The organism is candidate division KSB1 bacterium (genome assembly GCA_022562085.1).
GTDB lineage: Bacteria > Zhuqueibacterota > Zhuqueibacteria > Oceanimicrobiales > Oceanimicrobiaceae > Oceanimicrobium.
Genome location: JADFPY010000030.1, coordinates 1 through 26,861, shown reverse-complemented (window position 1 = coordinate 26,861; position 26,861 = coordinate 1). Strand labels below are relative to the sequence as shown.

Genomic DNA, 26,861 nt, shown 5'->3' with positions numbered 1-26,861 from the left:
TATGAATGTCTGTGAAAGATGCGGTGAGCCAGCTTCTCAATGTATTACATGGGACGAAGCGAAGGGCGTAACTAGAATACATTATTTTTGTAAAAATCATAATCCAAAGTCTGAAAATTCTTAATTCTTAGTTTAAGTTAAGAAAATGTCAAAGTCCGTTACTATTTGATAACCCTTAGTGAAGAACCATACTAGAAGCAGTCAGTATTCTGGCATAGTTATTCTTAATTTTTAGAATGTTATACTCATGAAATGAGCTACAGAACCGAGAATGGTAACTGGAGAGAACCTAAGAGGATATTTCCTTCAAAGACTGAACTAATAGCTAATCAAGACTTCTACAAATACAAGCGTCAAAAGTATCGAGGCAAGAGCATTGTATATGATATGAACATTAGAACAGGTGAATGTCATTTCTGTAAAAAATCAGATAAGAAAGGAGAGACGTCAAGAACAGTTCTTCACCATCTACATTATGACAATTCTAAACCATTGGCTTGGACAGTGGAGATATGTCCTAGCTGTCACTATAAAGTAGATAAGAAAAACAAGAATAAAATCGATAGGCATTATGCCAAAAAAAAGAGTTTCTCTCAAAACTATACTAAAAGACACGGACTTTGAAAATTCTTAAAATTACATTTGATACGAACTGTTAATCCTGAAAATTCTTAATTCTTAGTCTGATCTAGAAAATTTATGACTAAAAAGAAATCTTTTCAACAACTTAGTAAGATTGCAAAAAAAGCCGTTCATACAAGACAACAGCGTGAAAAGAAAAAAAGAAGTAAACAAGCTGGATTAAAGGCAAAAAGAAGACGTTTAACCACAGGTGGACACACTAAGAAATTACAAGATTTGAAAAGAGAAGTTTTTACATTTTATTCTAAAAAACTTTTAAAAACAAATAAACCCTGCTGTAATTGCTGTGGTGAAAACACTAGTTTAGATTTTTTGTGTATTGATCATGTTTCTGGCAGAAAAATAGGAAATAAAGTTGACAATAGAAGAGGAAATGCTCTTTATTCTTATCTTAAACGGAATAATTATCCATCTGGTTATCAAGTGTTGTGTTGGAATTGTAATTCGACAAAATTTGTTTATCTCGTATGTCCTCATAAAAGAAAAAAGAACTAAACCTCAAACTCTCATTCTTGCGGACTTTGACAAAAACAGCTATTGAAAAAACGTACATTTTTGATTTTTTTGAACAAAAAAACACGAAAAAGAAGAGTTGTTAAATATAATGAGTATTTGATTATCGCGATGGTAGGTGAAAACATTACCTGAATCAACAGCAAAGTCTGATCGGATTATTTTACAAACGACAGACAACGCTATGAAACCACTGAACGGTAGATCCGTTCTCAGTAACTTCAATGATCAAAATTTGGTCATTCACTACAAACAAAAAGTAATTTGGAAAACAAAATGAAAGAAAAAATCAAAAAATGAATAAATTCACGCATAGAAATTTTTGAAACTATTGTAAAGATTGCACATACCAATCGAGATAATTTGCGGTTACTGTGCAGTAAATAACTGCAAAAATCACATCCCAAAACAACAAAGGTTAGATAGAGCCACAGGATTGGTTTTCGAAATCAGATGTATTTGTAGTAAGTGTTCGAAGAATTGACTAGACTTAACGCACGACAACGCAAAGAAAAATACCCACAACTTGTTGCTAGGGATGATGAAAAGTGCAACAAGTGTGGTAGAAAGCCACCAAATGAAGTAAAAAAACTAATCATACACCGTATCGACAATCAGGGAGACTATAGTGACCTCAGCAAGTTGCAATTACTTTGCTATAGATGCAATTACTTGAAGAATCCAAGGATCAAGGAAAGAAAACCACTCGACAGGAGAGAGGGAGAGGGTAAGGAAGAAGATGAAGATGTGGTGGTGGAAAAGATTGACTTGGAGTATGTCAGTTCTCTGGATGTTAATAGAAAGCAAAAACCATTGCTTATGCCGTATGTGGAAGGTAGACTGGATAAGTCACCCAAAGGAGTTGATTATTCTGATTTGGTTGCTTCCATTGCGTTGAAACTTGACATCGTAACACGAACAGCAGAAAAATGGCTAATTCCCTATTGCTCATCTGAAGGCCCCTACGAGACATTCAAAGACGGTAAAACAAGGTACGTTAGAAGGAAGAAACCATAAACAGGAAATTTAGTTCTTGAAATTGATACTCATTCAAAGGATTCTAGATCCGCACTAAGACATTTTTTTTAGTTATGTGATACTTTCTATCATAAATCGTGCCTATCCAATGATAGTTTTTCAAAAAATTTTTGTGAATCCAAACTGTAACATTTTTTGAACCAAATTGTGATCACGTTTTGAACCAAAAATGGAACATTTTGTGATCACAAAACAGTAAATTTTTTGAACCAAAACGGGATAGGCAAATGAAATAATACAAGCTCAAAGTAGTGATTAAACCCATGAATGAATCGATTACTGAAAAAGATCCTTGTCAATTCATGCTCAAAAAAATAAATGAAAATTCAAAATGGTATGATAAAGTAGTAATCAAAGCTGTAATCGCAAAGCAAGAAAACTCGTCTTTCATCTATGACGCACGAATTGACTTTCCACATAAATCTGATAAAATTGAAGAAGAAATCACCCATGATTACGGAAAAATTATCCTCGCAACTCGCATTTTAGAACTGGATGAATTTTCTCAAATGATAAAATCTTTTTCCTCAAAGCAGATTGACATTAAAGATCTCAAAGGAATAAAAATTGATGGAAGTTTTGGCAATAATTTTCATCATGTTTCCAGCAAAACAGATTATATCAATCAATCAAATGATTGGTCTTTTTGGCTCTTTCAATATTCGTCAGCTCTGAGAATTCACTTAGATAGTGTATACGAGCCTTTAGTTACTCCAGGAAATCATCCTGCTTATCCCAATGTTTTTGAAGCAACACAATCTTTGCTTGGATTAAACACTTCGCCAAATGTGAATAATCCTATAGGCATAACTTTTCTTGTACCTGATTATAGTGCACGAATTAAAACACTGGAAATTGCTGATAGCCACATACAAGTAAACATTGAGGAAAGAGAACTAAATTCTAAAGATATGATTACAAAGTTTTTCTGTAAAAAGGGTGAGAAACAAAATTTTCCTTCTAATGACGTAGCAATAGGAAAAGATGGAATTGTTACTTTTGACGCACCATTTACACCAGACGAAGTTCATGTTTACCTTCTCGAAAAAGCAACTGGAAATCACCTAGACAGCAGATTATACGGTAGTTATATGACTGAAAGGCAACAAGGAATAATTGTAAAGACTTCCACAGAAAAACTAGAATCATTTTTAGCAAAAGGGGAAGGACAAGACGTAGAATTTAAGCAAGATATAGACAAAGATGATGAATTTCTTGAAACTATTGTCGCTTTTGCAAATACAAACGATGGTGTAATCTTGTTAGGTATTGATGATGAAGATAGGGTAGTAGGTTTTTACGACGATTTTGATAAAACATCGAAAAGAATTAGAGGTATAATTTCAGGCAGGTGTGAACCTAACATCAACGTAATGATAGAAGAACGAGAATTTGATAACAGACCAATTATAGTGATAACTGTGAAAGAAGGAAAAGATAAACCGTATATTATTCGAAACAAAAGTGGATATGTTCGTGTAGATGATCACGACATTCCTATGAAAAGACCAGACCTTGATAGAATTTATCGTGATAAGTATCAGGATAGAAGTACTATAGGATCGATATAATGACAGAACATTATTCAACTGGCAGAGCAAGCCCTCTTTCTAAAGCATTCAATTATTACAGTGAAGTTGAAAAATATCGAGAAAGGTATTCCAGATATTGTGTAAAAGTTGATGTGGAGAAACGTACTGACTCTACAATTTTAACAAATGAAATGTGGAATATGAACTTGAATGATCTTGATCACGTTAAGGTAAAAGTGAAATATGAACTTAAACCACCAAACGAAATTTGCTATGAAATTTTGGAGGGTTATGGAACAGGGTCAAAGAACTGTACAAAATTGAATGAAACAAAAGATGATCATTGTGGTGCTCGTGTTAGTCTTGTTCCTCTAGAAATTTATTCAAAATTTTATCCACTAGAAGATCCAGTATTTCAAAAAATGGCTTTGTATTTTTCTAGAATGGATAGTAAATACTGCGATGGTAAAACAGTTGAAACAGTAGCTGGTGATCCTTGCCCATCTTGCAAAAAAGGAAAATTGAAACTAACAGGAAAACGTAGTACAGATGATTCTCCATCTGAATCACATAGCGAAAGAGAATTTGTATGCGATTTCTGTGGTGAAATAATAACACACCATGAAATTGGATTGAAGGAAAATTTGAAATTCAGCGATAGTGTTTCAGTTGAAAAAAACCCTAAAAATTAGAAAGTTCCTGTACAAGTTTTAATTTGACATACAAGATCCGATCAAAGGATGAAATTACGTTATTTTCACATTCAAAATTATAAAAATCTCCAAGATGTCCTACAAGAAGACATTTCAGATTTACATACTTTCATTGGAAGAAACAGTTCAGGTAAAACTAGTATCTTTGAAGCTATCAATCTATTAAAGCAATTAAATGAGATCCTTTCAACTTCTTCTGAAATAATTTCAGGTGGTATAGATGAATTTGAATTTAAAACCATAAAATTGGAATTAGTGTTTGAAATTTCTGAAACTTCTAGGAAAAATTATCTTACTCATTTCTTTCAATTAGAAGAATCTGACGCAGATAATGTTATGCTTAATACCGATTTCCTTGAGAAAGTCAAGCTTTTCCTAGCTATCCGTGTATATGGAAATAAACACGCAAACAAACAATTTGAAAATATAATTACCCTTTCTCGCATGCAAATTCTCAATGCAAATGGAGAATATGTATCTGTAGTTGAAATATCTGACGGTACTCAATATTCGATTAAAAATATCGTAGGTGGGAGAAACGCAATACCACACAATACCAATGTAAATCAATACCTAGATTCAATACCAGTTAGTGCCCCTGATTTTCCTTCTAATTTAAGTCCAACAATTCTACAAGGAAGAATTTTTCAAGATTTACTTTCTATGTTAAAGGATATAGGCTCAATGCGGGAAACAACAAAAACAATTCAGGTTAACACTATACAAACTGAATCTCAAGTAGATCCTAGGGGTGCGAATCTGATAAACCTGATGGACACCATGTTCACGAATGAGCCTGAAAGATATAGTCAGGTAGAAAAATACTGTATTAGGCTATTCCCTGACATAGAAACCATTAGACCAAAACGACTTGTAAATAATCAACTAAGGGTAGTAGTAAAAAAGAAGAATATTTCCTATCCAATTTACTTAGAATATGTAGGAACTGGGATTGATCAACTTATCATTATAATATGGAAAATTGCAACCTCCAATGAAAACACAATTTGGTTTATAGATGAACCAGAATTACACGTACACCCTGGGGCTCAGAAGCTATTATATGATTTTTTAAGAGAAGAAACTGAAAGAGGCAAACAAATCCTTATTGCAACTCATTCAATGGTTTTCATGTATAAGAGCCAAGAATCTGAAACCACAGTAATAGTGGAAAGGGATGGTTATGCAAAATTCCTCCCATTAAATAAATTAGTTGATGCTGAAAAAGAAAGTAGGAGGGTTTCTACAGAAAGGATTAGGAGCTTGGTTTACGAAGCATTGGGTTATGATCCAACAATGAGCTTTGAACCTAAGACTGTTGTTATGGTTGAAGGCAAAACTGACGAATTGGTTCTAAAGGAATTTTCAAAAACATTAGGGCATACAATTGATGATAGAAGCACTTTATTTTTACCAGTAGGTGATAAAACAAAAGTTGAACAATTCAGTCCAATTATTACTTATGCCTTGATGGGCAAAAAATCTTATGTTATTTTAGACAATGATAATGAAACCCCAGAAAAAATTCAAAATAAACTTCCTAAAGTTTTCATAACTCTGAATGATATATCCTATGTCTTTTTATGCTTTATTGGGCATTTGTGTTTTATTCCATCGAATGTAAAGCCATTCTGTTTCCTTCACTGTCAATAAAGAGTGCCATAAAGCCATGCTCCTCTGAAATTTGCTTTTTCTCTTGTATAATCTTGCCACCTGCACTTTCTATTCTATTTAGAGTTTCTTGCAAATCAGGGTTGGCATCCAAGTACACCAAACTTCCATCGCTGCTTGGCTTGTACCATTCTCCAAAAAAAATGGCACAACCTACGTCTTTATGCGGAAAAATTCCCATTTTGAAACTTCCAAAGTCATTCACAAAGAGTTCGGTTAAAAAAATTGTCTCGTAGAATTTTTTTGCTCTGTCGAAATCTGTCACAGGAATTTCAAACCAGTGCGTCCATGATCTCTTTTGAGATTCAGACATTTTATTTTCCTCCATAATTTTAATTATTTATTGTTGCTCTATTTGTTTTGGTAAATGTTTTTATCTTCCGTTTTAAGCAGATAACCTCATGTTTAGATTTTCATTTTTATTTCGTAAATTAAGTCTACCTTGAAGAATTGAGTTTAAGTTTGCTAACGGCCTGCACGCAAGTAATTTAACAAAATTTTGAATAAGTACATAAAAACATCAAGCACAATTAAAATCCAAATAAATCTCAAACGACCGAATGGCTATCACAGCGTCAGGAAACTCCACTCCCTGGAGAAGGGCACGCTGCTCATGAGCAGGCCGCCGTCTTGGGTAACCAGCAGATTGTCGCTTGGATTGATGCCGATTCCGTTCTGCGAGTCGTAAAGTCCCGGTTCAACGCTGAAGGTCATGCCTTCTTCGAGCACCGTATAATCGCCGAGCGCGATATAAGGGGGCTGGTGCCCCTGGAAGTTCTGGCCGCTGCCATGAGCCGGTCGGTGGTAGATGTAATCCTGCATGCCGTTTTTGACCTGGTGCTGGTGGATCTTATAGGCCACATCCGAGCAGCGAACACCGGGCCTGGATTCCTCGACCTGGATTTGAACACTCTCGGCCACCACCTGCCACATCTTTTCCTGCACGGGAGTCCAGGGTGCAATCAAGTAGTTACGATACCCCTCGCCGCCATATCCGCCCAGCTTGATATCTGTGTTGACATAGAGCGGCTCGCCCTTTCTGACCTTATTATAGAAGAACTGATTCGGGTGGGGATAGGCGGTGGAGACGCCTGCCCGGACATAGTGTGACGTCACCTCCATACCAACGGCAGTGTGCGGTTTACCGTCCCGTTTCACATCCTGCATCATCAAGTTGATGCCATAGGCCTGCAGAGCCTGGCCGATCTCGAAGTCAGTTGCGTCGGTGCCGCGTTCGAGTATATAGTCACGCGCAAAGGCGTGCACTTTGCTGAAATAGTTGTAGGCCCGTTGGGTCAAAGCTATCTCCTCAGGTGTCTTTCTGATGCGCATCTGCAAACAACTGTCGGAGATGTCCACCCACTTCGCATCCGGGAGAATTTTCTGGATCTTCCTGGTCAGGCCGGGATGCATGAGCATATCCGTACCGATGGTCTTGTTGCCGTAGCCCCGCTTCTTCAGATTTTCGAATACCCATTCGTGCAGATCGACTCGCTTCCCCTGCCGCACCTCGCCGCGATTGGGGAAGCCACCTTCGGCATGCGGATAACAAAAATAGTACTCGTTTTCCGTGCACCACCACGAACTAATCAAATCCCGGTCAATACCGGGTGAAAACCAATAAACCGTGTCTGTTTCAGCAACGGGAAACATTGACCATGTCGTGCGCTCTCCGCTGCCGCGAAAGCAGCCGGTAAAATAGACCTTGTTGTGGTCACTCTCCAACAAAATTACGTCAACACCTTGCTCTGAGACCCTCTCCTTTAACCGGGCCACATTACTCTTGTACCACTCTAGGGGTAGACGGTCATATCCCAAAGGTGCCGGCTCAGGATGTTTCGGATTAGCGGCAAGCAGCTTCTCCGAGCCCCCGCCGCTGTTCGCGGCACAAGCAAGATTATGTGCCGCCAGGCCGGCAGCGGCCATCCCAAAGCCAATCTGTTTGACAAAGTCGCGCCTTGAAATACTCATGGTTTCCTCTCTTTTAGGGTTTCGGGCTTGTCTTCGAGTTACTCAATACCCCCAGCTTGTCAAGTCCGCTCCTTCACGGAAACTTCCATCCGCTTCAGAATCTTTTCGACATACGTCTGCTGGCGGCTCTCCCTGGCGAATGAGCAAAATAAATCCTTACCTGAAGACCTGTAATGAATACACAAATTGAGCTTAGAAGGAGGGGTTGCAGTACTCTATGGCTACTAAACATTATAAAACGAATAGCTACTTATTCAATGATAAGACCCAAATATTCCATCAGGACAACCGCTTCGGTAATCGAAACCTTAGCTTTTTCCAGTTTGTTGGTTTCCGGGTTAATTGAAAAGTCCCTGGCATCGACTAAATTTACTTCGGATAGATTGGTATGGTGGAAAAGGCTGCCTTTCAAATTTGATTTGAAAAAGTTCGACCCGGTCAGATCGGCATCGACAAAATCACATTCCTTGACCGTGCATTCTTTAAATGATGTGCCGGGCAATTTCAAGCTCGAAAAATTGCAGCCGGATAGCACGCATCCGTGAAAATTAATCTCAAATAAGAACGTATTACATCTGGTAAAATCGACCCCGACTAACTTAGATTCCGAAAATCGAACATCCTGCAATTTGCAGCCGTCTAACGTAGCGAGGCTTAAATTGCTCTGATTAAATTCGCACTCAGTGAATTTACTGTCCGTAAAGTTGCTCTCGGTGAAATCGCAATTTACAAATGTGCACTGAGAAAAAGTTTTTGATCTGAGATCCGCTTGTGCGTTTTTTAAATTATGGAACTTCTGATCTTCGAAATCTTTGTTGGTGTCAAGGGTCATGAAAAGTCATTCGTCTAGATGCACTCAAACCTATTTTACTTCTGCTCTGATTTTGAATCAGCAGATTTGAACTTAATGGCAGGCGGTGTCCAGGTCTTTAAATCACCGGTAATATTGTGTTTTTCACTGACAACTTCAAGCTTCTTTGGTTCGACGGCAATAAGCAGATAACTGCGGTCTCGATCCGGGTAGAAAGCTTGCCATTCTTTTTTCCATCGGAGAGCTTTTTCTTTCGCATCATTAACAAGCCGTGCGATCCCGGTAATACTGACATAACCGGACGCTTCTGAATCAAAATAATATAGCACAACTCTTGAGTCATGAAGAATATGTTTCACTTTACGGCTGTTTGGATTGGTGCCAAACCAGATGACCATATCGTCATCCGGCCAGAACGGATCCATGGTTCTTGCATAGGGTTGCCCGGATTCGTCAACAGTGATGAGCGCACAATAGCGAGCTGCTTTCATTATTTCCCTGGCGACCGCCATCAGACTGTCATTTTTTGTATTTGCCTGCTGTGTCTCCTGGCTTATGCCGTTGCCGGCGGAAAAAAGAAAAAAGATCGTAAAGTATAAAAGGCGGGGTCGTAGTGAAGAGAAAAAGATGTTCATAAGTTTATTTTCCTGAAAATCAACCCATTCATAACTCTTAGCCGGAGTGGCCACACTTCGGGTTAAGCTTTTCCGGGAATTCAGCCAGAACTCTGGCGAGTTCTGCTACTTCGAAGCGGCCACTACAGGAATCTGCACAGCCAAACCGCCTTCAGCCGCTTGTTTTCCGTGGCTAAAAATATATCTCGAAAGTACTTTAATTTGTGCCGCCCATTTTCAAATATTTATTAAACCACTCTATTACCCGCTTAATATAATCCAATTGGTGTGCGCGTTCGACCAGACCATGTGGCTGGCGGGGGTAAAGAACCAATTGTGTTGGCACTTTTTTCAGTTTCAGCGCAGTGTACAACTGAATGCTTTGCTCCGGATGAACGCGAACATCCGACAAACCGTGCGCGATGAGTGTGGGTGTCTTCGCTTTATTGATATGATAAACCGGGGACCGCTCCCAGTGCAAATCCCGTTGATCCATCCAATAAGAATTCCAGTGTACGAGGGACATTTCATGGGGAATATCTGTGGTGCCGGCAAAAGAGATCCAGTTGGTTAGACCCGCAGAAACCACAGAAGCCTTGAAACGTTCGCTGTGGCGGGTTGCGGCCCACGCTGAAAAATAGCCACCGTAGGACCAGCCGCCCGTGCCCACCCTTTCACCGTCGGCCAAACCGCGCTGGATAAGGGCATCGACTCCGGCAAGAACGTCGTCGAATTCTTTACCGCCAAGGTCGTCATGATCGCCTTTGCTGAAGGCAACGCCGCGTCCACCGCTGCCGCGATAGTTCGGCTGAAGAACTAGAAACCCCTGGTCAGCTAAAAGTTGCACAGGATAGCTGGCCCGTGTCGTCCAACCATTCAAGCTGACGCCTTCCGGCCCGCCGTGAATTTGCAGCACGAGCGGATAGCGTTGACCTTCCTTGTAATCGAGTGGATAAGTTAGAACCCCCTCGATTGTCCAATCGTCAGGACCTTTCCATTCGATCACTTCCTGCCGCGCAAACCGAATCGATTCTAGCTCGGAGTTGTGATGGGTGAGACGAGCCAATTTGCTGCTATTCAATTTTCCTGTGTAGACTTCGTTGGGATGATTGAATGAGTGACCAATTGCTGCAAAGCGGCCGCTTTTTCGATCGATGTCGATGCCTTGCAAAATAGGGCCGTCTGCAATGACTTCCTTTATATTGCCATCACTCGCATTGACACGGCTGAGAACGGTTTGTGTACCCTTAATTGACAGGAGTGCAAGAGTTTTATTATTCAACCAATCCACCCAGGTTCCGCTAGCTTTTACATTTTCAGTAAGACTTTTCGGAGTACCACCGCTCAAAGAAACCATAAACAGGCTTTGCGGCAAAGGATCGTTTAAACTAACTGCGCCAAGAAATGCTAATTGCTTTCCGTCCGGGGAAACTGCCATCGGACCCAGTTTCCCTTCGGTTGTGCAGAGCACTTGCGGAGTTCCCCCGGAAGCCGCTGTTTTATATATCTTTTGGAAGACATAAGAATCATCGATTAAGGGGGTTTCGGTTGCTTGCAGGATAAGATCCTTGCTATCCGGGGTCCAGACAAGGTTCCAAATGCTCAAATCCTTTTCAAAAGGTTGACTTGTTTCACCCTTGACGACATCAAGAATCCAGAGCCGGCGGTGTTTGTAATTTTCATCGTAAACTTTCCAGTCGCGGCCGGCTTTTTTAGCTTCTTTTTCTTCCTTGCTCGCAGGATCCGCCGATACAAATGCGATCGACTTGCCGTCCGGCGACCAGTGATAACTGCTGATTGAATTTTTATGGTGAGTCAGCGCTACTGCCTCCCCACCATCGACGCGCATTTTATAAATCTGAGTATGCTCATCCTGGTTCTTACGCTTGGAAAGAAAGGTAATCCACTTACCATCCGGCGACCAACTCACCGAACTCGGCCGCCCAGGCTTAGAAGTATATTGCTTTGGTTTTTCACCATCGACTGTTGTAAGCCAAATTTCAGAATAAGACCTGCCATGCTTGTCTTTTTCAGTGCGCGGAACGTTTAGAACGAATGCAATTTTTTGCCCGGAAGGATCGATCGCCACCTGAGAGACACGTTTCAGATTAACAATCATTTCCGGCGTTAGTTTGTTTTCCTTTGCCTGAAGTGTTGAAGAAAGGACACAAAAAAGTAAACCGGTTATGAAAAACCAGCGCAAGGATTTGGGTTTTGAATGAATCATAATTCCTCCTGTTTGGATTAATAGATAGACAAAATGGAAAAAGCAAAATAAAAAAGTGCTGCAATATAAACAAATGACAAACTAATCACAAGCTTGTATTGTTTCAGATAATTTTTGAAGATTTGAAACAGTGGGTTTTAGTTATAAAAAGGGAAAGGCAGAAGTTCACTAAACCAAAAAATTAAAAAAAATCACTTGATTTTAACGACTACCAAAGTCATATCATCGCTTTGTGAAGTGTTGTCTGAAAACTCCCTGACTTTGTGAACGATGTTTTCCCGTAGCGAGAGAGCGCTTTCAGATCCGTTTTCACGGATTAAGTCTTCCAATAGCTCTGTTTCAAATTCATCACCGCGGGGGTTGCGAGCTTCAATGACACCATCTGTGTAAAAAAGAAAAATATCGCCCGATTTGAAAGTCACTGCAACTTCCTTAATTTCGGATTTGAAGATTTTGCCATTTTCTAAGCCGACGCCGATGCCACCGGGGGTGAGTTGACGACATGATTGGGTTTGCCCATTATAATATAGAACCGGTAAATGGCCGGCGCGAACCAGATTGAACTTCCGGTTTTTTAGATCGAACGCTCCAAAAATCAAAGTAATAAATGATTGCTGCTCAATGCTGCGAAAGATTATGGTGTTGACTTCCTCCATTAATTTTTTGAGCGATTGGTGATATTGGGAAGCCGTGTTTAAAATACCTTTCAGTTGTGACATATAGAGCGCCGCAGAAGTCCCTTTACCCGAAACATCGCCGACTACCACTCCGAATCGACCGTCCGTAAACTCGATGTAGTCGTAATAATCTCCTCCGACCTCTAAGGCCGGGATTGAAATCCCGCTTATGTCCAGTCCGGGTACTTTGGGATCTGTTTGAGGGAGTGAACTTAACTGAATGCGCCGGGCTACTTCCAGTTCTTTTTTCATGCGATCCTGTTCACGTAATTCCTCTGTCAACAGCGCATTGTCCAAAGAAATGTTGATACGATCGTTTAATGATTTAAGCAGCTCAATGTCTTCTTTATAATAAGGCTGTTCATCTTCTTTTGGGCCAATGCTAAGCAGTCCAATCATATTGCCCTTTGACATTAGGGGTAGAACCATCTCTCCTTGCAGGCGTTTCCATTTTGCAGTTTCTTCACTCGATAGAAAATCCGGTTCGGTTTTTAGCGGCGACAGGTCTACTAACTGCTGTTCCTTTTTTAACTTTTTAACAACTTTGTCTCCATCCGTAAACACCGGCAGCTCGGTAACTCCGTTCACATTCAATTTGCGCGCCTTGAATTCGCCATCATCAGGGTGGTACCAATAGATGGCAACGAGACTAATTTTAATGGTTTCAGCAAGAAACGAAGTGAGCCTCTCCAGCACTTTATCTAAATCCAGAACACTGACGAGCTCATGCCCAAAAGATCGAATGGACTCTATATAGGTAAACCGTGTTGGATAAAATTTACGTTCAACAAAATTCTGGATTCTATTTTTAACCGGATTAAACAAGGCTGCAATAAAGAGTGTGGCCAAAATGGTTACAATTTGGCTTCTGGTTCCGCTCAAGTCCAAAACGAGCTGCCCAACACCAATTACAAGTAAAAAATATAATGAGATCACAAAGCCTGAAATGAGGGCGTATCCCACGCCGCGCTTAATGATAAAATCTATATTCATAAACCGGTGTTTGACGATGGTGTAGGCAAGGGTCACCGGCCATAGAATGATAAGAATTCCGGAGGATTCCGCATAAGGAAAGGACTGGCCGAATAATAATTTGGGCAGAAAAAATAACAGCAAAGGCAAACCTAAACTTAGCATAGTCCCGTAAAGCATGATTTCAGTTTGCTTTTTAATGTGTGGGTTAGGAGCGCGTTTTACAAAACGCGCGAGTATGCACATGGCAATTGTAAAATAAGTGGTAAGCCAAATGCCCCAGCCAACCTGCAGAAGTATTTCGGTCCATTCTAATTGATTTATTAGGCCAAAGGTATAAGGTACAATTAAAACTAAAGGCGCATATATGAATAAGAGAGAAAGCTGAGGATATTTTTGGAACGTTTTGTTTTTAACAGGAAAAATTAAGAGAAAATGTAAAAATAACCCGATCGCTAAGGGCCACGAGGTATGCATTAGAATATCACGAAACCAGAATGGCAAGATATTATGCAAAAAGTAGCCAAGCGGAACGGCGTCGTGCATGGCCAGGGCCCAAAAAATCAACATCAGGTAAAAAATCTGAGTCTCTTTATCCTGGATTCGCTTGAGTAGGACAAAAGTTCCAATCAGGCACAATGCGTAACCAAACAGCATCCCCGGTAATAGGGACAGAAAAATAAGTTCTGCAGTAACTTGCCTTTCTGAAATAAAGGCGATTTTAACTTCGGTATTTTCTCTGAGCGCCTTAATTGCCACTAATTCGCCGATTTTAATACCCCAGAGGGCTTTGATAAAGTCAGCACTGCTCGCAATCGAAGTATTGTTTACTGCTAAAATTTGATCACCTTTTTGCAGGCCGGCAATCGCTGCTTGTCCCTCCGGTTCGACATCGTAGATAATCACTCGATCTTGAGCTTTGTTAAAATGGAAATGCAGACCGGATACAGGCTTAGTGAAGGCGACGTAAAATTCAGCGGCGGTATTTAGAAAAATGTATAGAAAAACAAAAAGCCCCAGTAAAAGGAGCAGTGTGATTTTCCACAGTTTAAAATGTTTCATAAATTCTTTTTGAAATGTCTCTCAGATCAAGCGGATTGTAAAGCGGTTGGCGTTGTGCCCTGCAATCCTCTTGCGCATTGACCAAAAAGATGGGCCTGAACGACCAATCCCCAGAAATTAGTGAAAGGTGAAAGAATCCCCAGTCCGGCCAAAAACAGAATGGCGTTTAAAATAGAAGAGAAAATCATAATTGCCAGAAAATTTCCCAAATCATTTTTGATTAACGTGAAAATGCCGCTTAGACTAAATGCCGAGCCGAAATTTTCTGTGGCGGCAAATTGGATGAGACCGTAATTAATAAAAAATCCTAATGCAAACAGGGTTATTAAAGAAGTCAGCACGCAGGAGATAGCTAATTCATAGTCTTGAATATACGGATCCGTTGCAACGCGTGTAATGATTAATGCACACGTGCCGCCAATAACGATAAAATAGGCGAGTATAATAATTGTTCCCATGAGGCCATCGACGAAAATTTTGCTCATGTTCGACCAGTCCGGCAGGGGAGACTCTTCACCGTTCATGACATTTCGGAGGACACCGATGTAATAGCCGACCAGAAAAAAGCCGAAGATAAAGAACAGACCCGCGTAAAAACTAATCAAGGCAAAGAAACCGCCAATGCCAACTTTCTTTAGCCACTCTTTATCCTGGAAAGTAAAAGATAAGGCTTCTGAGTAATTCATTTTTAAAACCCCTTAAAATTAAAAAGTTACGGTTCTATTATTTTTTAACTTATTTATACGAAGAATTTTGGAAAGGTTTTAGTAACCTTCCAGGTTTCTTTCATTCAATCTCTTCCAGGTCTATTTGTATTGTAATTTAGATGTCCGGACTGATGTCTAAACCTGGAAGGTTTGGATATCACTGAGTGTTTAGAAATTTTATAAAATTTTCCCTCGAAATATTGCCGCCGCTCAGCAACGAGACTATCCTGCTATTTTCGGCCGAAACAACTTTACTTAGCAAAGCAGCAACCCCCACCGCTCCGGACGGCTCGACCACCAATTTTGTTTTTTCGAATAATAAACCAACTGCTTTTTTTATGGATTCCTCCGAAACCAAAACCACGTCGTCCACATATTTTTGCATGTACTCGAATGGCAACGCACCGGGTTTTGTAGCAACCAGGGCATCACAAATGGTATCCACATCCTCAATCGTTTGCACGCTGCCTTTTTGAAAAGAGAGATGGGTTGCATTGCAGCCCTCCGGCTGCACACCGATGATTTTTACCTTTGGATTGAGTTCTTTTGCAGCCAGGGAAACTCCGGCAATCAAACCAGCGCTACTGATCGGAACCAGAATCATGTCGATGTCCGGGTTGTCCTGCAAAATTTCCAATCCGATTGTACCGTGTCCGACAATAACTTCCGGCGCTTCGAAAGTGTTGATAGCTGTGGTGCCTTCACTTTCTAATCGGTCGAGGGTTTCCCATCTCGCCTCAAAGCGGTTTTCACACAAGATCACTTTTCCGCCGTACCGTCTGGTTTTTTCAACCTTAAAGGGTGCGGTTTGCTGCATCATTACGATGGAAGTGGAAATACCCAGTAAGCTGCCCATAAATGCAAAAGCTCCGGCAAAATTCCCGGAAGAGGAGATGGCTGCGCCTTTCTGTTTTTGCTCGGGAGACAAGCTGTTCAAAATATGAAAAGCGGCGCGGGCTTTGTAAGCACCCGTTACTTGCAGGTTTTCGGCTTTAAGATAAATCTCTGCGCCGAAGTCTTTGGTGAGCTCTTCTGAAAAGAGCAGAGGAGTGTGAACAATTTCTTTGGGAAGAGTGGTTCGTGTGTCTTTTATGTTTTGTAACGTAATCATTGCTTGCTTGGAATGATATTTACTAAACCTAAAGTTTTAGTAAACTTTAATTTTGAATAATATAATATGACTAAAAATAAATATCAATTATTATTAGAGCTTTTTTGGGATTGCAAAAAATTTATCCGGAACATAATTGTGTCTCATTTGTATAACGATTTGATTATCAAATAGAATTCAAAATAAGTCACAAAAGGGTTATTATGCAATTCATTAGCGTGCGGCAAATGCGGCAAAATTCCGCTGAGCTTTGGAAACAACTCAAGGAAGATGCCGAAGTTATACTGACTTCAAACGGGAAACCCATCGCAGTCATGGCTGGTGTAGATGAAAAGAATGTGGAAAAGTTCATTGCGGCCTTTCGTAAAGCGAAAGCAACGATTGCCATGGAGGAGATGCATCAGACGTCGATTAAAGCCGGCACTGACAAAATGAGCATGGCAGAAATAGAGGCTGTGGTGGGGCAGGTTAGAAAATCGAGAAAAAGTTGATCATTGTCCTCGATACGAATGTGTTGGTCGCAGGGCTCCTGAATCCTTTTGGAAAGCCAGCGGCCATCGTGGCTCTACTCACAGATGGGAAACTACGATTAGCTTTTGATGCTCGAATTATCACCGAGTACCGGCAAGTCCTAAACTATCCAAAATTTCATTTTTCTGAAGAGGTCACTCATCCTTTAATTGAACAATTTAAACATGTTGGCATTTCAGCACGCGGCCTCTCATTGTCAAAAACTCTGCCCGACCCAGACGATGATATGTTTTTGGAAGTCGCACATGCCTCAAAGGCCGAGGCCCTTGTTACCGGCAACAAAAAACATTTTCCGCACAAAATTTGTGACCCAATTCGAGTTTACTCTCCTGATGAGTTTCTGAATTTTTATCGTACTCGAAGTTAGAGCAACCATCCTGTCAATTCCAATTTTAAACAAAAAAAGCCCGCTGGCTTCCTCAACCACCGGGCTCTTGTCATTTAATCAAAATAAGGTTTCTATTTAGCGCTCATCTTTTTAGCATCCATTGCTTTTGAGCGCACAAAAGCATAACCCAAACCATAGCCAAAAAGGTTTTGATTCATATCTGCTACTTTACTGAAGAGCTCATCGGCCCTTGCTGGATCGCCGGCTTTGGACTCGGCAACCGCCAGATGATAAAGCGTGTACGGATCTTGCTGGTCGCCCTGGTTGAGGTGCTCGATTGCTTGAGCGTGGTCGCCTTTTTCAAAGTGAATCAGTCCGAGAAGGCCGTGGTGATCTTGGATTTCGCTGGGGTCATTATCCTCCTGAATTTTTGCTAAATGCTCATCCGCTTTTGCCAGCGCCGCTTCAAAGTCACCTTTTTTTGCCGCGATGAGCGCTTCCTGCGCCATTGCGCCTTTAGCAAAATTGTCTTTTAAAGACTGTCTCAAGTCTGACGCCATCACCGTTTTTTTGCACTCTGCCAGACTTGCTTCAGCTTTGGCAAGATGGCCTGATTCCAGATGGACATAGCATTTTTGGGAATGAATTCCGGCGACTCTTTCAGCCAGGCCTGCTTCTTGCGCCATTTTTAGCGACTCATCATATGCTGCAATCGCCTGCTCGAAGTTGCCCTCATAAAGATGAGAGCGAGCAATCTGGTTCATGTCGGTTACTTTGGCTGTTTCCGTCATTTCCATTGCCATTGCTTTTCGGTAAGCCTCACGCCCATCTTCATAGTTACCCATGAAAACCAAATTTGTACCAATCTTTCTTTGGGACAGAGTAAACTTTGGATTTAGTTCTACAGATTTCATGTAATGTTCGATAGCATCATCGTGCCGCCCCATTCTAGTATACATGTCTGCGATAGAGTCGTGCGGATTGGCTTCACCGGGAATGAGATCAATATAGTTTAGGAAAGCTCTCTCAGCTTCGTAATAATTCTCTTTCTCGATGTACGTGTAGCCTAGCATGTTGTAGGCCGGTGCATAGTCCTCGTCAATCTCAATAGCCTTTTCGTATTGGGCAATGGCCTTATCGTCTTGGTCTTGACCAAAGTAAGCGTCGCCGAGAAATTGCCGCGCGCGTTTATCGTTGGGAAATTTTTCTACCAGTTGTTCGTACGTCTCAATAGCCTTAAGCGGCTGGTTGTCCACATTTGCCTGCACAGCCTCAATCATAAGGCGCTCCCCTTCCGATGCATTTGGCGCCAGGGCCACAGCTTTGTCAAAATGTTCCTGGAAATCCTCTGTTGAGGTATTTGTAAAAGCGCGATATAAATGGGCTTGGGCAAAATCTGGGTCCGCCTCAATAGCTTTTGAGAAAAACTCGCGCGCTTCGTCACCCCTTAAGTTTTGGTTTAACTGAAGGCCCTCCATAAAAAGTTTACGTGCTTCCCCTGATTTAGTGGTGATTGCTATTTCACCTTCCACGCCTGTTTGACATCCTATTTGGGCAAGCATGAGAAATGAAAAAGCAACCCCCCCGAGTTTACTCAGAAATTTTTGGATTTGAGTCATGACAAATCCTCCTTATTTAAGTAAAACAGAAACGAACAGTGAATAGAATCCCCCGTTCCTTAAAAAAGGATCACTTCACCTCCTTTCGAATTTTTGTTATTGGTTGATTAGACTATTTTAAAGAATTATGATCTAAAGTACAAGTAAAATCGGACTTTTTTGTTCATTGTCAGTTTGTTAAAAAAAAATCACAGCCATTTAGAATTCTAAATAAGTTACCGATTATTATGACTGTTTTAATAAAACCTAAATACGCGTTTGGCCATTAGCTTTTGGCCTTTGGCTTTTGACTTTTTAGAATTTACGTCGTGTCCCGACTTTCTTCGGGATCACCTGTTAGTTCCTTAAGAGTGAATTCTTTGCTTTTTGGGCAAAGAATTTTGAAAGTTAAAACAGGCGGATTTCGGATTTCCGGTTTATCCGGGTTAGGTGATTTACAATAACCATTTTAACTAATTGCACTTAACCGCTAAAAGCTAATTGCCAGGAGCCAATCGCTCAATTTTAGGAAAACATGAAGGACGACAAGTGAACAAGACGAAGACATTTTCTACTCTGCTCATTTTTATCTTCACCGCCTCGATTATTTTTGCACAGGGGGAGTTAGGTGAACGAGCGCTTACCGATATTGAAAGTTCTATGGAGGCGAATTTGACCTGGAACTTGCAAAATGCCCTTCTGCTTTACTATCCCGAAACCAAATTTGTCGTTAAGGCAAACGTGGAGCTGCAAAAGGTCAAGCTTAAACGCGAACTTCCGAAACTCCCGGATGCTTTGCTCAGCAAAGAGCTGAAGAATCTGCCCGGGCTGCCGTACATTCCGGAAAACCTGGGTGGCAGTCAAGCTGCAGAAGCGAATACGGCAAATTTGCGGGATGAAGTACAAGCGAATCGCTACGACGTTCGCCGAATTAGGTTGAATGTTCTGGTCGATCGCAGTTTGAGCGAGAACGATATGTCGTTCATTCGCCGCTATGTTACTTTGATCGCAGATTTAAACCCGAAGCGCGGCGACCGGGTGCGAATCGAAGCGTTTACTTTTCCGGTGAAAGCCAACTTCATGAAAGATGAAGAGAAAACTCCTGAACTTCCTTTTCAACCCGAAGTCGAAGGGGCAAACACTGCTATAGACTGGAAGCCGTACGCTTTTGCAGCTGGCCTTGCTGTGCTTTTGCTTTTGTTTTTTCTGATTGGCTTACGTTCGGTTGTCAAGAATCTTAAGCAAAATAGCGTGGTTGCTGTGGCTTCTAAATCTGAAGCAACCCCTGAATCAGAGAATCATAAAGATTTCAACTTGGAGGGAGAAAAGACAAGTTCTCGTGATCTGGCTTCTTTGAAATCTTCACTTATTGACACGATCGTCGGCCTGCCGGCTGCTTCAGCAAAAGTCTTTCACCGCTGGATCGATAACAAAGGCAATGAGGGAGTCACCGATGTGGCAATTTTACTTGCTTCGGTTTCCAAGCCGCTTATCGAGCTGGTTGCTCCCTACATGGGCCAGGAAGCCACGGAAAGTATTCAACATCAAATTGCGGTATTAGAGGAAACAGACTTGCCGGAGAAATCCCCGGGTCTGCTAAAACAATTTGACGAAGATATGAGGACGCTCGCATTGAAAACCAGCAAAGATGCGGCTGAAAACGATGAATTGGCATTTCTGAATCAGATGACGGATGACCAGGTCCAGCATTTGATTAAGCCTCTGAAAGTCGGCATTGTTGCCATTGTTCTTGTGCACCTGCGGGCAAATCGAGCCGCGAAGGTGTTGAGTAAACTGGAACCCGACCGCAGAAAAGCAGTCCTGGCGGCGATGGGCAACATTGAGCGTATTCCCTCGGATGTTTACCAGCACCTTGCACGCCAGCTTGCCGTACGGGCCGGAGAGTTGAAAAAAATGCGTTACGTTCGGGCTAACGGGTTTGATTCGCTGGTCAAAGTCATGGAGCATCTGGATGAAGATACCCAGGATGAGATGATAAATTATCTACAGACTCAGGACATGAATCTGGCGCAAAAAGTCAGCGAAAAATTTATGACCTTTAACCAGCTCTTTGAGATGCCGGAAGAAAAACTCGCAGAAATAGCCGTGGATTTCGACCGCGAGGCTCTAGCCAAATCCCTGGTAAGCGTTGATGAAGAAACGGTCGAAAAGATGATCAACTCACTCCCGGAAAAATTGGGCGAGCTCGTTCGCGCCAGCCTCGAAGCCAATCTCGACATTTCCGAGGATGAAATTTCGAAAGCACGCCGTAATTTGATGCGGTCGGTGCGCGCTAAACATTCATAAAAAGTATCTTGAAAATTAATTTGGAAACAATTATGAAGAAGTTTTTTTTAATTTTATTAATCGGATTTGCAGGTTTCATCAGCAATTCATCGGCTCAAACGCTTGAGGATGCAAACGAAAATATCCTGAAACTGATGAACGAAATTTTCGCCCAGGTTCCTGAGGATATTCTAGAAATTGATCCGGATCTGGGCCGAATCGCTGTTTATCGCATTGAAACCGAAGGCAGCAATATTTCGGCTCCGCTGCGTAAACACTTTGAAAGCCGCCTGGTGGAAATATTGCGCACCCTGGGCAAGCCCGCCGTCGTAGCTTTGCCTGATTTAAACACCTTAAAAATTTCTTCCACGGACAGCAGCTTTTCAATTATTAATTCACTGCCGGCTCCGGATGAACTTTGGCGGGTTGCGCGCAAGCTCAGAGTAGACGCTTATCTGGAAGGTAATCTTGCTTACCTGCCCAATAAAGCGCTTTTTCTCGACCTGCGCTTAAACCGTACCGGAACCAACGAAGTGCTTTGGGCAAAGTCATATTCCGCTTATGAAAAAGACATGAAACCGCCGTCACTCAATCCGTTGAACAAGTCGATCAACGCCGGTCTGGAAATCTTTCAACTCGAAGTTGACTCCGCAGCCGACTCTCTTTTGAGTCCGGATTTTAACAACAAGCTCATTCAATATTCGGTTTACTTTGGCATTTATCAGTACACGACCCCGGGCAGCCGTTTGCGCTTCGAACTTCGTCTGGGGGCTTCTTTTCTATCCGAAGGAGTTTCCTTAACCGGTACCTCTTTCAGCAAGAATAGTTTCTACAGTGTCAAACCCGGCACGAAAATGCCGCACCCGCCGGTTTCGTACAATTTCCGTTCGATGCTTTACTCAACTTTGATACAAAATAAAGACAGTCAGTTTCGCGACTGGCTTTCGGTTTACTTTGCAGTCACCCGTTACTTCACCCTGAGGACGCCTGATTTAACCGGCTTGGGAGCAGGACTGCGCACGGATTTGAATTCACATTTTTCTATTTCAACAGGTTTTTCAATGATTCTGGGGTCCGAATTCAGTTCGGTGGATGTTGAGTCCACAAACCAGAGTGTGCGCATGAAAGTCAATGGCGTTCAGTACGAACTTTTCTTATTACAATATACTTTTTAACTGGTACAGAAAACTATCCGGTGTTCACTATGAATCGATTCTTGAGTAAATTCCGTTTTATCGAAATTTGGCCTTTAATTTTGGCTCTGTTAATTATAAGAATTAATTTTGGTTGTGCGTCCAAAAAGCAAGTGGCAATGAACAATAATGGAACTACCGAGAGGACAGTTGCCGCAGATTCTTCGCACAAGCAGATTGTTACCGAGCTGGACGGTGACAAAATGAAAAAGACGATGGACTACCCCTACCTTAGAGTTCAATTTAATCAAAATGATACTGAGCTTGAAATAGTACTGGATCCGGAATCGACAAATCTTGCCGTCGATTTGGTGCGAAATTCGACTGGCAATATAGAAATTATTTACGGTGATTCCACTTACTCAGGAGAGGATAAAGAGTCCGCTTTAGAAGATTTGATAACCGGATTCAAGAAGAAGAAAAAAGACCAAGAAGACCTGACCGACGACATCATTCAGGATATCAACTTGGCGCAAAAATTGTTTTATAAAAAGCACTTCGAGCAGGCTTTGAAAGTTCTGCAAGCTTCACTGGAAAAAAAGAAAACGGCAACGGCCTATTCCCTCGGCGGCTCGATTTACTTTGTCAGTGGTGAAATCGATGAAGCAGTCAGGGCCTGGGAAAATGCGCTAAAAATCGATCCCGATCTTGAAGAGGTGCGAGAATTGGTTGGGCGGTATAAAGAATAAGAATTTTTTCTATTTGAGACTCATCATTAGATTTGAGAGTCATCTCAAAGATGACTCTCAAATAGAAACAAGAAGGACAGTTTAATGCTAACAGTTTTAGGCTTTCTGATTGGCACATCCCTTGTCGCCTTCGGCATCATTGCAGGGAAAGCACCTGCTGAAATTTTTCTGAATAAGCAAGGTCTCGCCATCGTGCTCGGGGGAACCCTCGCTTCCACATTTGTCTCTTATCCGTTGCGAGAAGTATTGCGTGCCTTTGGATCCTATTTTGTTATTTTTCGATCCGGGTCACACGATTATGTTGACGCTGTTGATAAGATGATTTCCGCTCTCCGGCTTTATCAGCGAGAGGGAGTTGCCCGGCTTTTGAGTGAAGTGAATTCGTTAAAGGGGTTGTGGATTTTTAAAGACGGCATTCACATGTTGTCAAACGGCTATTCCAAAGAAGAAACCCGCGACGTGCTTGAAGACCAAGTTCGCTGGCAGATGAACCGTGAAATGAAGCAGCACCAGCTTTTTGGCTCGATGTCCAGAATCGCCCCGGCGTTTGGAATGATCGGTACTTTGATCGGTTTAATTAATATGTTGATTATCCTGCAAAGTGAGCCGGGTCAGGTTGGACTCGGCTTAGCAATTGCTCTGACGACAACATTTTACGGCCTCGCGCTGGCAAATATGGTTTTTGCTCCCATCTCGGAAAAAATAAGAGAACGCGCCGAAAACAATCTCATGATGGAAACTATGGAGCTTGAAGCCGTTTTAATGATATACGACAAACGCAACTATGTTTTTGCGCGGGATAAATTGGCTGCCTATCTGAACGCAAATAGCAGAAAGAAAGTGGCCTCTGTGGCCGGGAAAAATATTCATGTAGTAAAGCCAAGTAAAACACAAACAGTGGCCTAACCCGGACATGCCGGAAATTCCAAATATCAAAAAAAAACAAATTCCAAACTTGTCCCCGAATGTTCTGGTCGGGGATAAAACTCAAATTGCAAATCACAATAAACAAAACAACAGCTACTATCAAGGGACTTTTGTCTTTGTTTGAGATTTCGGAAATTGGATTTTATTTGTTATTTGGCTTTTGCGGTTTGTGATTTCAAGTCTTGCCAAAAAGCTTGTGCTCGAATGCTTTTATCGAGTAAGACAAGACTTCACGATTCAGGTACTAAAGTGGAAATTAAGCTAACACAATCTCACCGCTCATCTCAAAAAGAATCGGAGTCCTGGCTGCTATCCTACAGCGACATGGTGACTCTACTCCTGGCATTTTTTGTTTTGTTCTTCAGCATTTCACAAGTCGACCCGGGTAAATTTGAGCAGATAATGGAGTACTTTAGCGAGAGTAATTCCACGCCGCTTTATGTCCTCGAGAAGCAATTCCAGGAGCTGGTGACGGCGCACCAACTCGAGCAAAGCGTCGACGTCGAATTGACCCCGGATGGCCTCAGGGTCAATTTTCAGGACAATCTATTGTTTGATTCCGGAAAAGCAAAATTGAAAAGCAAATCCTTTCCTGTTCTGAATGCCCTGGCCGAGATCCTCAAATCTGCGGATGTCGCCGAAAGAAAAATTCAAATCGAAGGTCACACGGATTCAGTTCCGCTTACTAAAAATGCACTCTATCCCACAAACTGGGAGCTCTCCACTGCACGCTCTTCGAGCGTCATTCGTTACTTAATCACAAAAGAAGTTGCCTCCAAACGCTTTGTCGCGGTTGGCTTTGCTGACACCCGCCTGCGCCAAAAAGAGACCTCGAATAACCTGGGCTTGCCGGTGAACCGACGGGTGAGTTTGTTGATTAAGTAGTTTTTCCTCAAAGACAGCTCCTTTTTAGTTTTATAATTTGCTCAATTTTCTTTCTACAGGTTTATTTTCCTGAGAGATTCAATATCAAATCAGTGTCTTTATAAGTAGAAACGTAAACGCATCACCATGAAATAAATTATAACATATGAATCTCAAAAGACAAAGAAAGTACAAAGAGGTGATGAAAATGCTTAAATCACTTAAAATAATTAACGGTAAGCACAGTATCACATTTTTGCAGGTCTACGGTGCCATTGATTCTATAAATACAAGAGTGCTTGAGCAGGTTTTAAAGTCGAGCTTAAGCATCAATATTTATCGCTTCATCATAAAATTGAATCGAGTGGGTTATATAGGTGATGAAGGCAGGGAGCTTTTGGAAAGTCTAATTTATGAAATTCGAGCAAAAGGCGGCGATATCAAACTGCTTTATGACCCCTCCGGTTTTAATCAAGCGTTAGAAAGTCTTGAAAAGACATTTTTACTCAGTTCTTTTACTACACTGGAGGCGGCGATATCGGATTTTGACCTGACTCCGGAATTTTCCTTTGCTCCGGAAGCAGGAAGTTGTAAACTCTCTACCCACCTGTGTTAACCAATTAAGCATTTCATTTGATTCCTTGCAGGTTTTCAAAGCCTGCAAGGTCTATTCTCTCCTGGCACACCATTTGCTTTTCTTACGAAGTCGCCGTGCTATAGTTTTTAAACATAAGGCGCCGTCATTGACAGATGTGAATTTTGATGCTGTCCAAAATGACGTCCCGACGCTTCGGGACAAATGGCCTAATGACGAATGACGGGTACTGTCATTAGCTTCTCGTCATTTAGACCGTTTTCTTTCAAAAAAGTGGAAAAGTTAAGAAGTAATACCATTAAACCTCGGAGGCTTAAGATGAAGATAGCTTGTTTTTTCCTAAGTTTTTTGTTGCTGCTCGCTTTTGGGGGGTGTTCCAGCATCTATGTCAAATCTGATTATGACCATGACATCGATTTTGATCAATATACTACTTTCAAATGGATGCGGAATCCAAAGAAACCCGGCAAGAACTCAGTTCGGAAAGGCTCGCTTTTGGATAAGCGGATTCGGAGGGCGGTCGAGCAGGAATTAGAAGCAAAGGGATTTGAGATAAAAAAAACCGGCCGGGTTGATGCCTTGCTGACTTACCACGTTAATTTACAAAATCGGGTTGAGGTTTCACCGGCGCGATATGGCTACTATGGCTGGCGGCGGGGACACGTTCACCGCTACAAACAGGGTTCAATTATTATCGACGTTGTCGATCCGAGATTGAAGCAGCTTATATGGCGAGGTGCTGCCCTTGGCGCGGTCGGCAAACCGGACGCCTCACAGGAGAAAGTCAACGAGGCGATGGCCAAAGTTTTCGAAGAATATCCAATTGAGTGATTTTTGCGAAAGAGCCCTTCGACGGAGCCTGTGCTGAACGCAGTGAAGTGCTCAGGGCAGGCTTTAAGCGAGGAGCGCATACCCATAAGTCAGCTCAGTAACCGGCGGTGATAATTGATTTGACCCAGATGATAATTCAAATGGCTGCTGAAATGCAGCAGGTAAAAAGCCGTACTGCCTTGCTTTTTAAGGAAGTCGATTGGATAGGGTTTGTCCAGGTTTTGCTCATCGAGTGAGGCCAGGGTGGTTTTCACCGCTGCAATGGCTTCATCAATGCCTTTGACCAGCTCGGCTCTCGGAACATCTTTTTGCGTGAACTCTGCGTCTCTGTCCCGCACAAAACCTGTGTTTGCCAATGTTGCGCCCAAAAAATGCTTCAAATTCCCGACCAGGTGCAGGCACAGGTTTCCTGCCGAATTGTTGATTTCTTTGGCTGTCATCCAGAGTTTCGACTCATCTGAGTAGGCGTTGATTTCATCCTTGAGTTTGGTTAAATCGCGGGTGAAGAGTTCGGTGAGTGAATTTATCATGTTATCCTCTTTCTATTTAGTGATTGACCGAAAACTAGCGTGAGGCGTCCCGCCGAACGATTTCTGCATGCAGTTCCGTGCTTAGAAATACTCGGCGAGACGCCTTCGTACTAGCAAATTTGGACTTTTCGGTCAATCACTATTTAGTTGCTTTTAAAGAATCAGGCCGTGTTTTAGAACTGTCTTGAACACTTGCCTGTTTTGTCTGCGGTTGACTTTCTTTCTTTT

At 41.8% G+C, this 26,861-nt stretch carries 24 protein-coding genes; 14 read left to right on the top strand and 10 right to left on the bottom strand.

Annotated features, from left to right (window positions below):
* Positions 1-699 precede the first annotated feature (699 nt).
* The 5 genes from IH879_04795 to IH879_04775 all read left to right on the top strand — a co-directional run bounded on the left by IH879_04795 (position 700) and on the right by IH879_04775 (position 6,091).
* Positions 700-1,137 carry a hypothetical protein gene (locus IH879_04795; GenBank protein ID MCH7674255.1) on the top strand — a complete coding sequence of 146 codons (438 nt, stop codon included), beginning with the start codon at positions 700-702 and terminating at the stop codon, positions 1,135-1,137.
* 486 nt (positions 1,138-1,623) lie between these two features.
* Positions 1,624-2,172, top strand: coding sequence for an HNH endonuclease (locus IH879_04790; GenBank protein MCH7674254.1), 549 nt, complete (start codon positions 1,624-1,626; stop codon positions 2,170-2,172).
* Between the two features lie 284 nt (positions 2,173-2,456).
* The gene (locus IH879_04785) at positions 2,457-3,764 is read left to right on the top strand and encodes an ATP-binding protein (protein ID MCH7674253.1); all 1,308 of its coding nucleotides are present in this window, start codon (positions 2,457-2,459) and stop codon (positions 3,762-3,764) included.
* Positions 3,764-4,417: a hypothetical protein gene (locus IH879_04780; GenBank protein ID MCH7674252.1), complete on the top strand. Its 654-nt coding sequence runs from the start codon at positions 3,764-3,766 to the stop codon at positions 4,415-4,417. Before IH879_04785 ends, IH879_04780 begins: the two co-directional genes overlap by 1 nt.
* Before the next feature lie 48 nt (positions 4,418-4,465).
* Entirely contained in the window at positions 4,466-6,091 is a 1,626-nt protein-coding gene (locus IH879_04775; GenBank protein MCH7674251.1) for an AAA family ATPase, read from the top strand.
* On the opposite strand, the gene IH879_04770 is transcribed toward IH879_04775, so the two are convergent.
* The 8 genes from IH879_04770 to IH879_04735 all read right to left on the bottom strand — a co-directional run bounded on the left by IH879_04770 (position 6,045) and on the right by IH879_04735 (position 16,261).
* On the bottom strand, positions 6,045-6,422 hold the full coding sequence (locus tag IH879_04770) for a VOC family protein (GenBank protein ID MCH7674250.1): 378 nt from the start codon (positions 6,420-6,422) through the stop codon (positions 6,045-6,047). The genes IH879_04775 and IH879_04770 overlap by 47 nt on opposite strands.
* Positions 6,423-6,676: 254 nt before the next feature.
* Positions 6,677-8,080, bottom strand: a complete 1,404-nt coding sequence (locus IH879_04765) for an aminopeptidase P family protein (protein MCH7674249.1) — start codon at positions 8,078-8,080, stop codon at positions 6,677-6,679.
* 250 nt (positions 8,081-8,330) lie between these two features.
* Complete coding sequence (locus IH879_04760) at positions 8,331-8,912, bottom strand: pentapeptide repeat-containing protein (GenBank protein ID MCH7674248.1); 582 nt, start codon at positions 8,910-8,912, stop codon at positions 8,331-8,333.
* Between the two features lie 35 nt (positions 8,913-8,947).
* Positions 8,948-9,403, bottom strand: a complete 456-nt coding sequence (locus IH879_04755) for a pyridoxamine 5'-phosphate oxidase family protein (GenBank protein MCH7674247.1) — start codon at positions 9,401-9,403, stop codon at positions 8,948-8,950.
* A gap of 319 nt (positions 9,404-9,722) precedes the next feature.
* Positions 9,723-11,732, bottom strand: coding sequence for a S9 family peptidase (locus IH879_04750; GenBank protein ID MCH7674246.1), 2,010 nt, complete (start codon positions 11,730-11,732; stop codon positions 9,723-9,725).
* A gap of 191 nt (positions 11,733-11,923) precedes the next feature.
* Entirely contained in the window at positions 11,924-14,443 is a 2,520-nt protein-coding gene (locus IH879_04745; protein ID MCH7674245.1) for a SpoIIE family protein phosphatase, read from the bottom strand.
* A gap of 26 nt (positions 14,444-14,469) precedes the next feature.
* On the bottom strand, positions 14,470-15,129 hold the full coding sequence (locus tag IH879_04740; protein ID MCH7674244.1) for a DUF4013 domain-containing protein: 660 nt from the start codon (positions 15,127-15,129) through the stop codon (positions 14,470-14,472).
* A gap of 178 nt (positions 15,130-15,307) precedes the next feature.
* Complete coding sequence (locus IH879_04735) at positions 15,308-16,261, bottom strand: threonine/serine dehydratase (GenBank protein ID MCH7674243.1); 954 nt, start codon at positions 16,259-16,261, stop codon at positions 15,308-15,310.
* 203 nt (positions 16,262-16,464) lie between these two features.
* On the opposite strand from IH879_04735, the gene IH879_04730 reads away from it, so the two are divergent.
* Both IH879_04730 and IH879_04725 read left to right on the top strand, forming a co-directional pair.
* Positions 16,465-16,752: a type II toxin-antitoxin system Phd/YefM family antitoxin gene (locus IH879_04730; protein ID MCH7674242.1), complete on the top strand. Its 288-nt coding sequence runs from the start codon at positions 16,465-16,467 to the stop codon at positions 16,750-16,752.
* Positions 16,749-17,159 (top strand): putative toxin-antitoxin system toxin component, PIN family, encoded by a 411-nt coding sequence (locus IH879_04725; GenBank protein MCH7674241.1) that lies wholly within the window; start codon positions 16,749-16,751, stop codon positions 17,157-17,159. Before IH879_04730 ends, IH879_04725 begins: the two co-directional genes overlap by 4 nt.
* A gap of 92 nt (positions 17,160-17,251) precedes the next feature.
* Here the strand turns inward: IH879_04725 and IH879_04720 are convergent, their stop codons facing one another.
* Positions 17,252-18,739: a tetratricopeptide repeat protein gene (locus IH879_04720; protein ID MCH7674240.1), complete on the bottom strand. Its 1,488-nt coding sequence runs from the start codon at positions 18,737-18,739 to the stop codon at positions 17,252-17,254.
* Between the two features lie 528 nt (positions 18,740-19,267).
* On the opposite strand from IH879_04720, the gene IH879_04715 reads away from it, so the two are divergent.
* From IH879_04715 to IH879_04685, 7 genes are all read left to right on the top strand, one after another.
* Entirely contained in the window at positions 19,268-21,025 is a 1,758-nt protein-coding gene (locus tag IH879_04715) for a hypothetical protein (protein MCH7674239.1), read from the top strand.
* Positions 21,026-21,057: 32 nt separating this feature from the next.
* Positions 21,058-22,179, top strand: coding sequence for a hypothetical protein (locus IH879_04710; protein ID MCH7674238.1), 1,122 nt, complete (start codon positions 21,058-21,060; stop codon positions 22,177-22,179).
* A 137-nt stretch (positions 22,180-22,316) separates the two neighbouring features.
* Positions 22,317-22,886: a tetratricopeptide repeat protein gene (locus tag IH879_04705; GenBank protein MCH7674237.1), complete on the top strand. Its 570-nt coding sequence runs from the start codon at positions 22,317-22,319 to the stop codon at positions 22,884-22,886.
* An 84-nt stretch (positions 22,887-22,970) separates the two neighbouring features.
* Complete coding sequence (locus IH879_04700) at positions 22,971-23,792, top strand: MotA/TolQ/ExbB proton channel family protein (protein ID MCH7674236.1); 822 nt, start codon at positions 22,971-22,973, stop codon at positions 23,790-23,792.
* Positions 23,793-24,062: 270 nt separating this feature from the next.
* The gene (locus IH879_04695; GenBank protein ID MCH7674235.1) at positions 24,063-24,698 is read left to right on the top strand and encodes a flagellar motor protein MotB; all 636 of its coding nucleotides are present in this window, start codon (positions 24,063-24,065) and stop codon (positions 24,696-24,698) included.
* 187 nt (positions 24,699-24,885) lie between these two features.
* A complete protein-coding gene (locus IH879_04690) occupies positions 24,886-25,293 on the top strand; it encodes a hypothetical protein (protein MCH7674234.1) in 408 nt (135 codons plus the stop codon).
* A 297-nt stretch (positions 25,294-25,590) separates the two neighbouring features.
* Positions 25,591-26,103, top strand: coding sequence for a DUF4136 domain-containing protein (locus tag IH879_04685; protein MCH7674233.1), 513 nt, complete (start codon positions 25,591-25,593; stop codon positions 26,101-26,103).
* An 89-nt stretch (positions 26,104-26,192) separates the two neighbouring features.
* Here IH879_04685 and IH879_04680 read toward each other — a convergent pair whose 3' ends face one another.
* On the bottom strand, positions 26,193-26,633 hold the full coding sequence (locus IH879_04680; GenBank protein MCH7674232.1) for a DUF1572 family protein: 441 nt from the start codon (positions 26,631-26,633) through the stop codon (positions 26,193-26,195).
* Positions 26,634-26,861 lie beyond the last annotated feature (228 nt).

What these genes read in the sequence shown, in the direction of transcription:
- IH879_04700 (MCH7674236.1), top strand. Translation starts at nt 22,971, where the DNA reads ATGCTAACAGTTTTAGGCTTTCTGATTGGCACATCCCTTGTCGCCTTC.
- IH879_04730 (MCH7674242.1), top strand. Translation starts at nt 16,465, where the DNA reads ATGCAATTCATTAGCGTGCGGCAAATGCGGCAAAATTCCGCTGAGCTT.
- IH879_04680 (MCH7674232.1), bottom strand. Translation starts at nt 26,633, where the DNA reads ATGATAAATTCACTCACCGAACTCTTCACCCGCGATTTAACCAAACTC.
- IH879_04685 (MCH7674233.1), top strand. Translation starts at nt 25,591, where the DNA reads ATGAAGATAGCTTGTTTTTTCCTAAGTTTTTTGTTGCTGCTCGCTTTT.
- IH879_04780 (MCH7674252.1), top strand. Translation starts at nt 3,764, where the DNA reads ATGACAGAACATTATTCAACTGGCAGAGCAAGCCCTCTTTCTAAAGCA.
- IH879_04745 (MCH7674245.1), bottom strand. Translation starts at nt 14,443, where the DNA reads ATGAAACATTTTAAACTGTGGAAAATCACACTGCTCCTTTTACTGGGG.
- IH879_04795 (MCH7674255.1), top strand. Translation starts at nt 700, where the DNA reads ATGACTAAAAAGAAATCTTTTCAACAACTTAGTAAGATTGCAAAAAAA.
- IH879_04775 (MCH7674251.1), top strand. Translation starts at nt 4,466, where the DNA reads ATGAAATTACGTTATTTTCACATTCAAAATTATAAAAATCTCCAAGAT.
- IH879_04785 (MCH7674253.1), top strand. Translation starts at nt 2,457, where the DNA reads ATGAATGAATCGATTACTGAAAAAGATCCTTGTCAATTCATGCTCAAA.
- IH879_04705 (MCH7674237.1), top strand. Translation starts at nt 22,317, where the DNA reads ATGAACAATAATGGAACTACCGAGAGGACAGTTGCCGCAGATTCTTCG.
- IH879_04710 (MCH7674238.1), top strand. Translation starts at nt 21,058, where the DNA reads ATGAAGAAGTTTTTTTTAATTTTATTAATCGGATTTGCAGGTTTCATC.
- IH879_04735 (MCH7674243.1), bottom strand. Translation starts at nt 16,261, where the DNA reads ATGATTACGTTACAAAACATAAAAGACACACGAACCACTCTTCCCAAA.
- IH879_04760 (MCH7674248.1), bottom strand. Translation starts at nt 8,912, where the DNA reads ATGACCCTTGACACCAACAAAGATTTCGAAGATCAGAAGTTCCATAAT.
- IH879_04690 (MCH7674234.1), top strand. Translation starts at nt 24,886, where the DNA reads ATGCTTAAATCACTTAAAATAATTAACGGTAAGCACAGTATCACATTT.
- IH879_04750 (MCH7674246.1), bottom strand. Translation starts at nt 11,732, where the DNA reads ATGATTCATTCAAAACCCAAATCCTTGCGCTGGTTTTTCATAACCGGT.
- IH879_04770 (MCH7674250.1), bottom strand. Translation starts at nt 6,422, where the DNA reads ATGTCTGAATCTCAAAAGAGATCATGGACGCACTGGTTTGAAATTCCT.
- IH879_04720 (MCH7674240.1), bottom strand. Translation starts at nt 18,739, where the DNA reads ATGACTCAAATCCAAAAATTTCTGAGTAAACTCGGGGGGGTTGCTTTT.
- IH879_04755 (MCH7674247.1), bottom strand. Translation starts at nt 9,403, where the DNA reads ATGGCGGTCGCCAGGGAAATAATGAAAGCAGCTCGCTATTGTGCGCTC.
- IH879_04740 (MCH7674244.1), bottom strand. Translation starts at nt 15,129, where the DNA reads ATGAATTACTCAGAAGCCTTATCTTTTACTTTCCAGGATAAAGAGTGG.
- IH879_04765 (MCH7674249.1), bottom strand. Translation starts at nt 8,080, where the DNA reads ATGAGTATTTCAAGGCGCGACTTTGTCAAACAGATTGGCTTTGGGATG.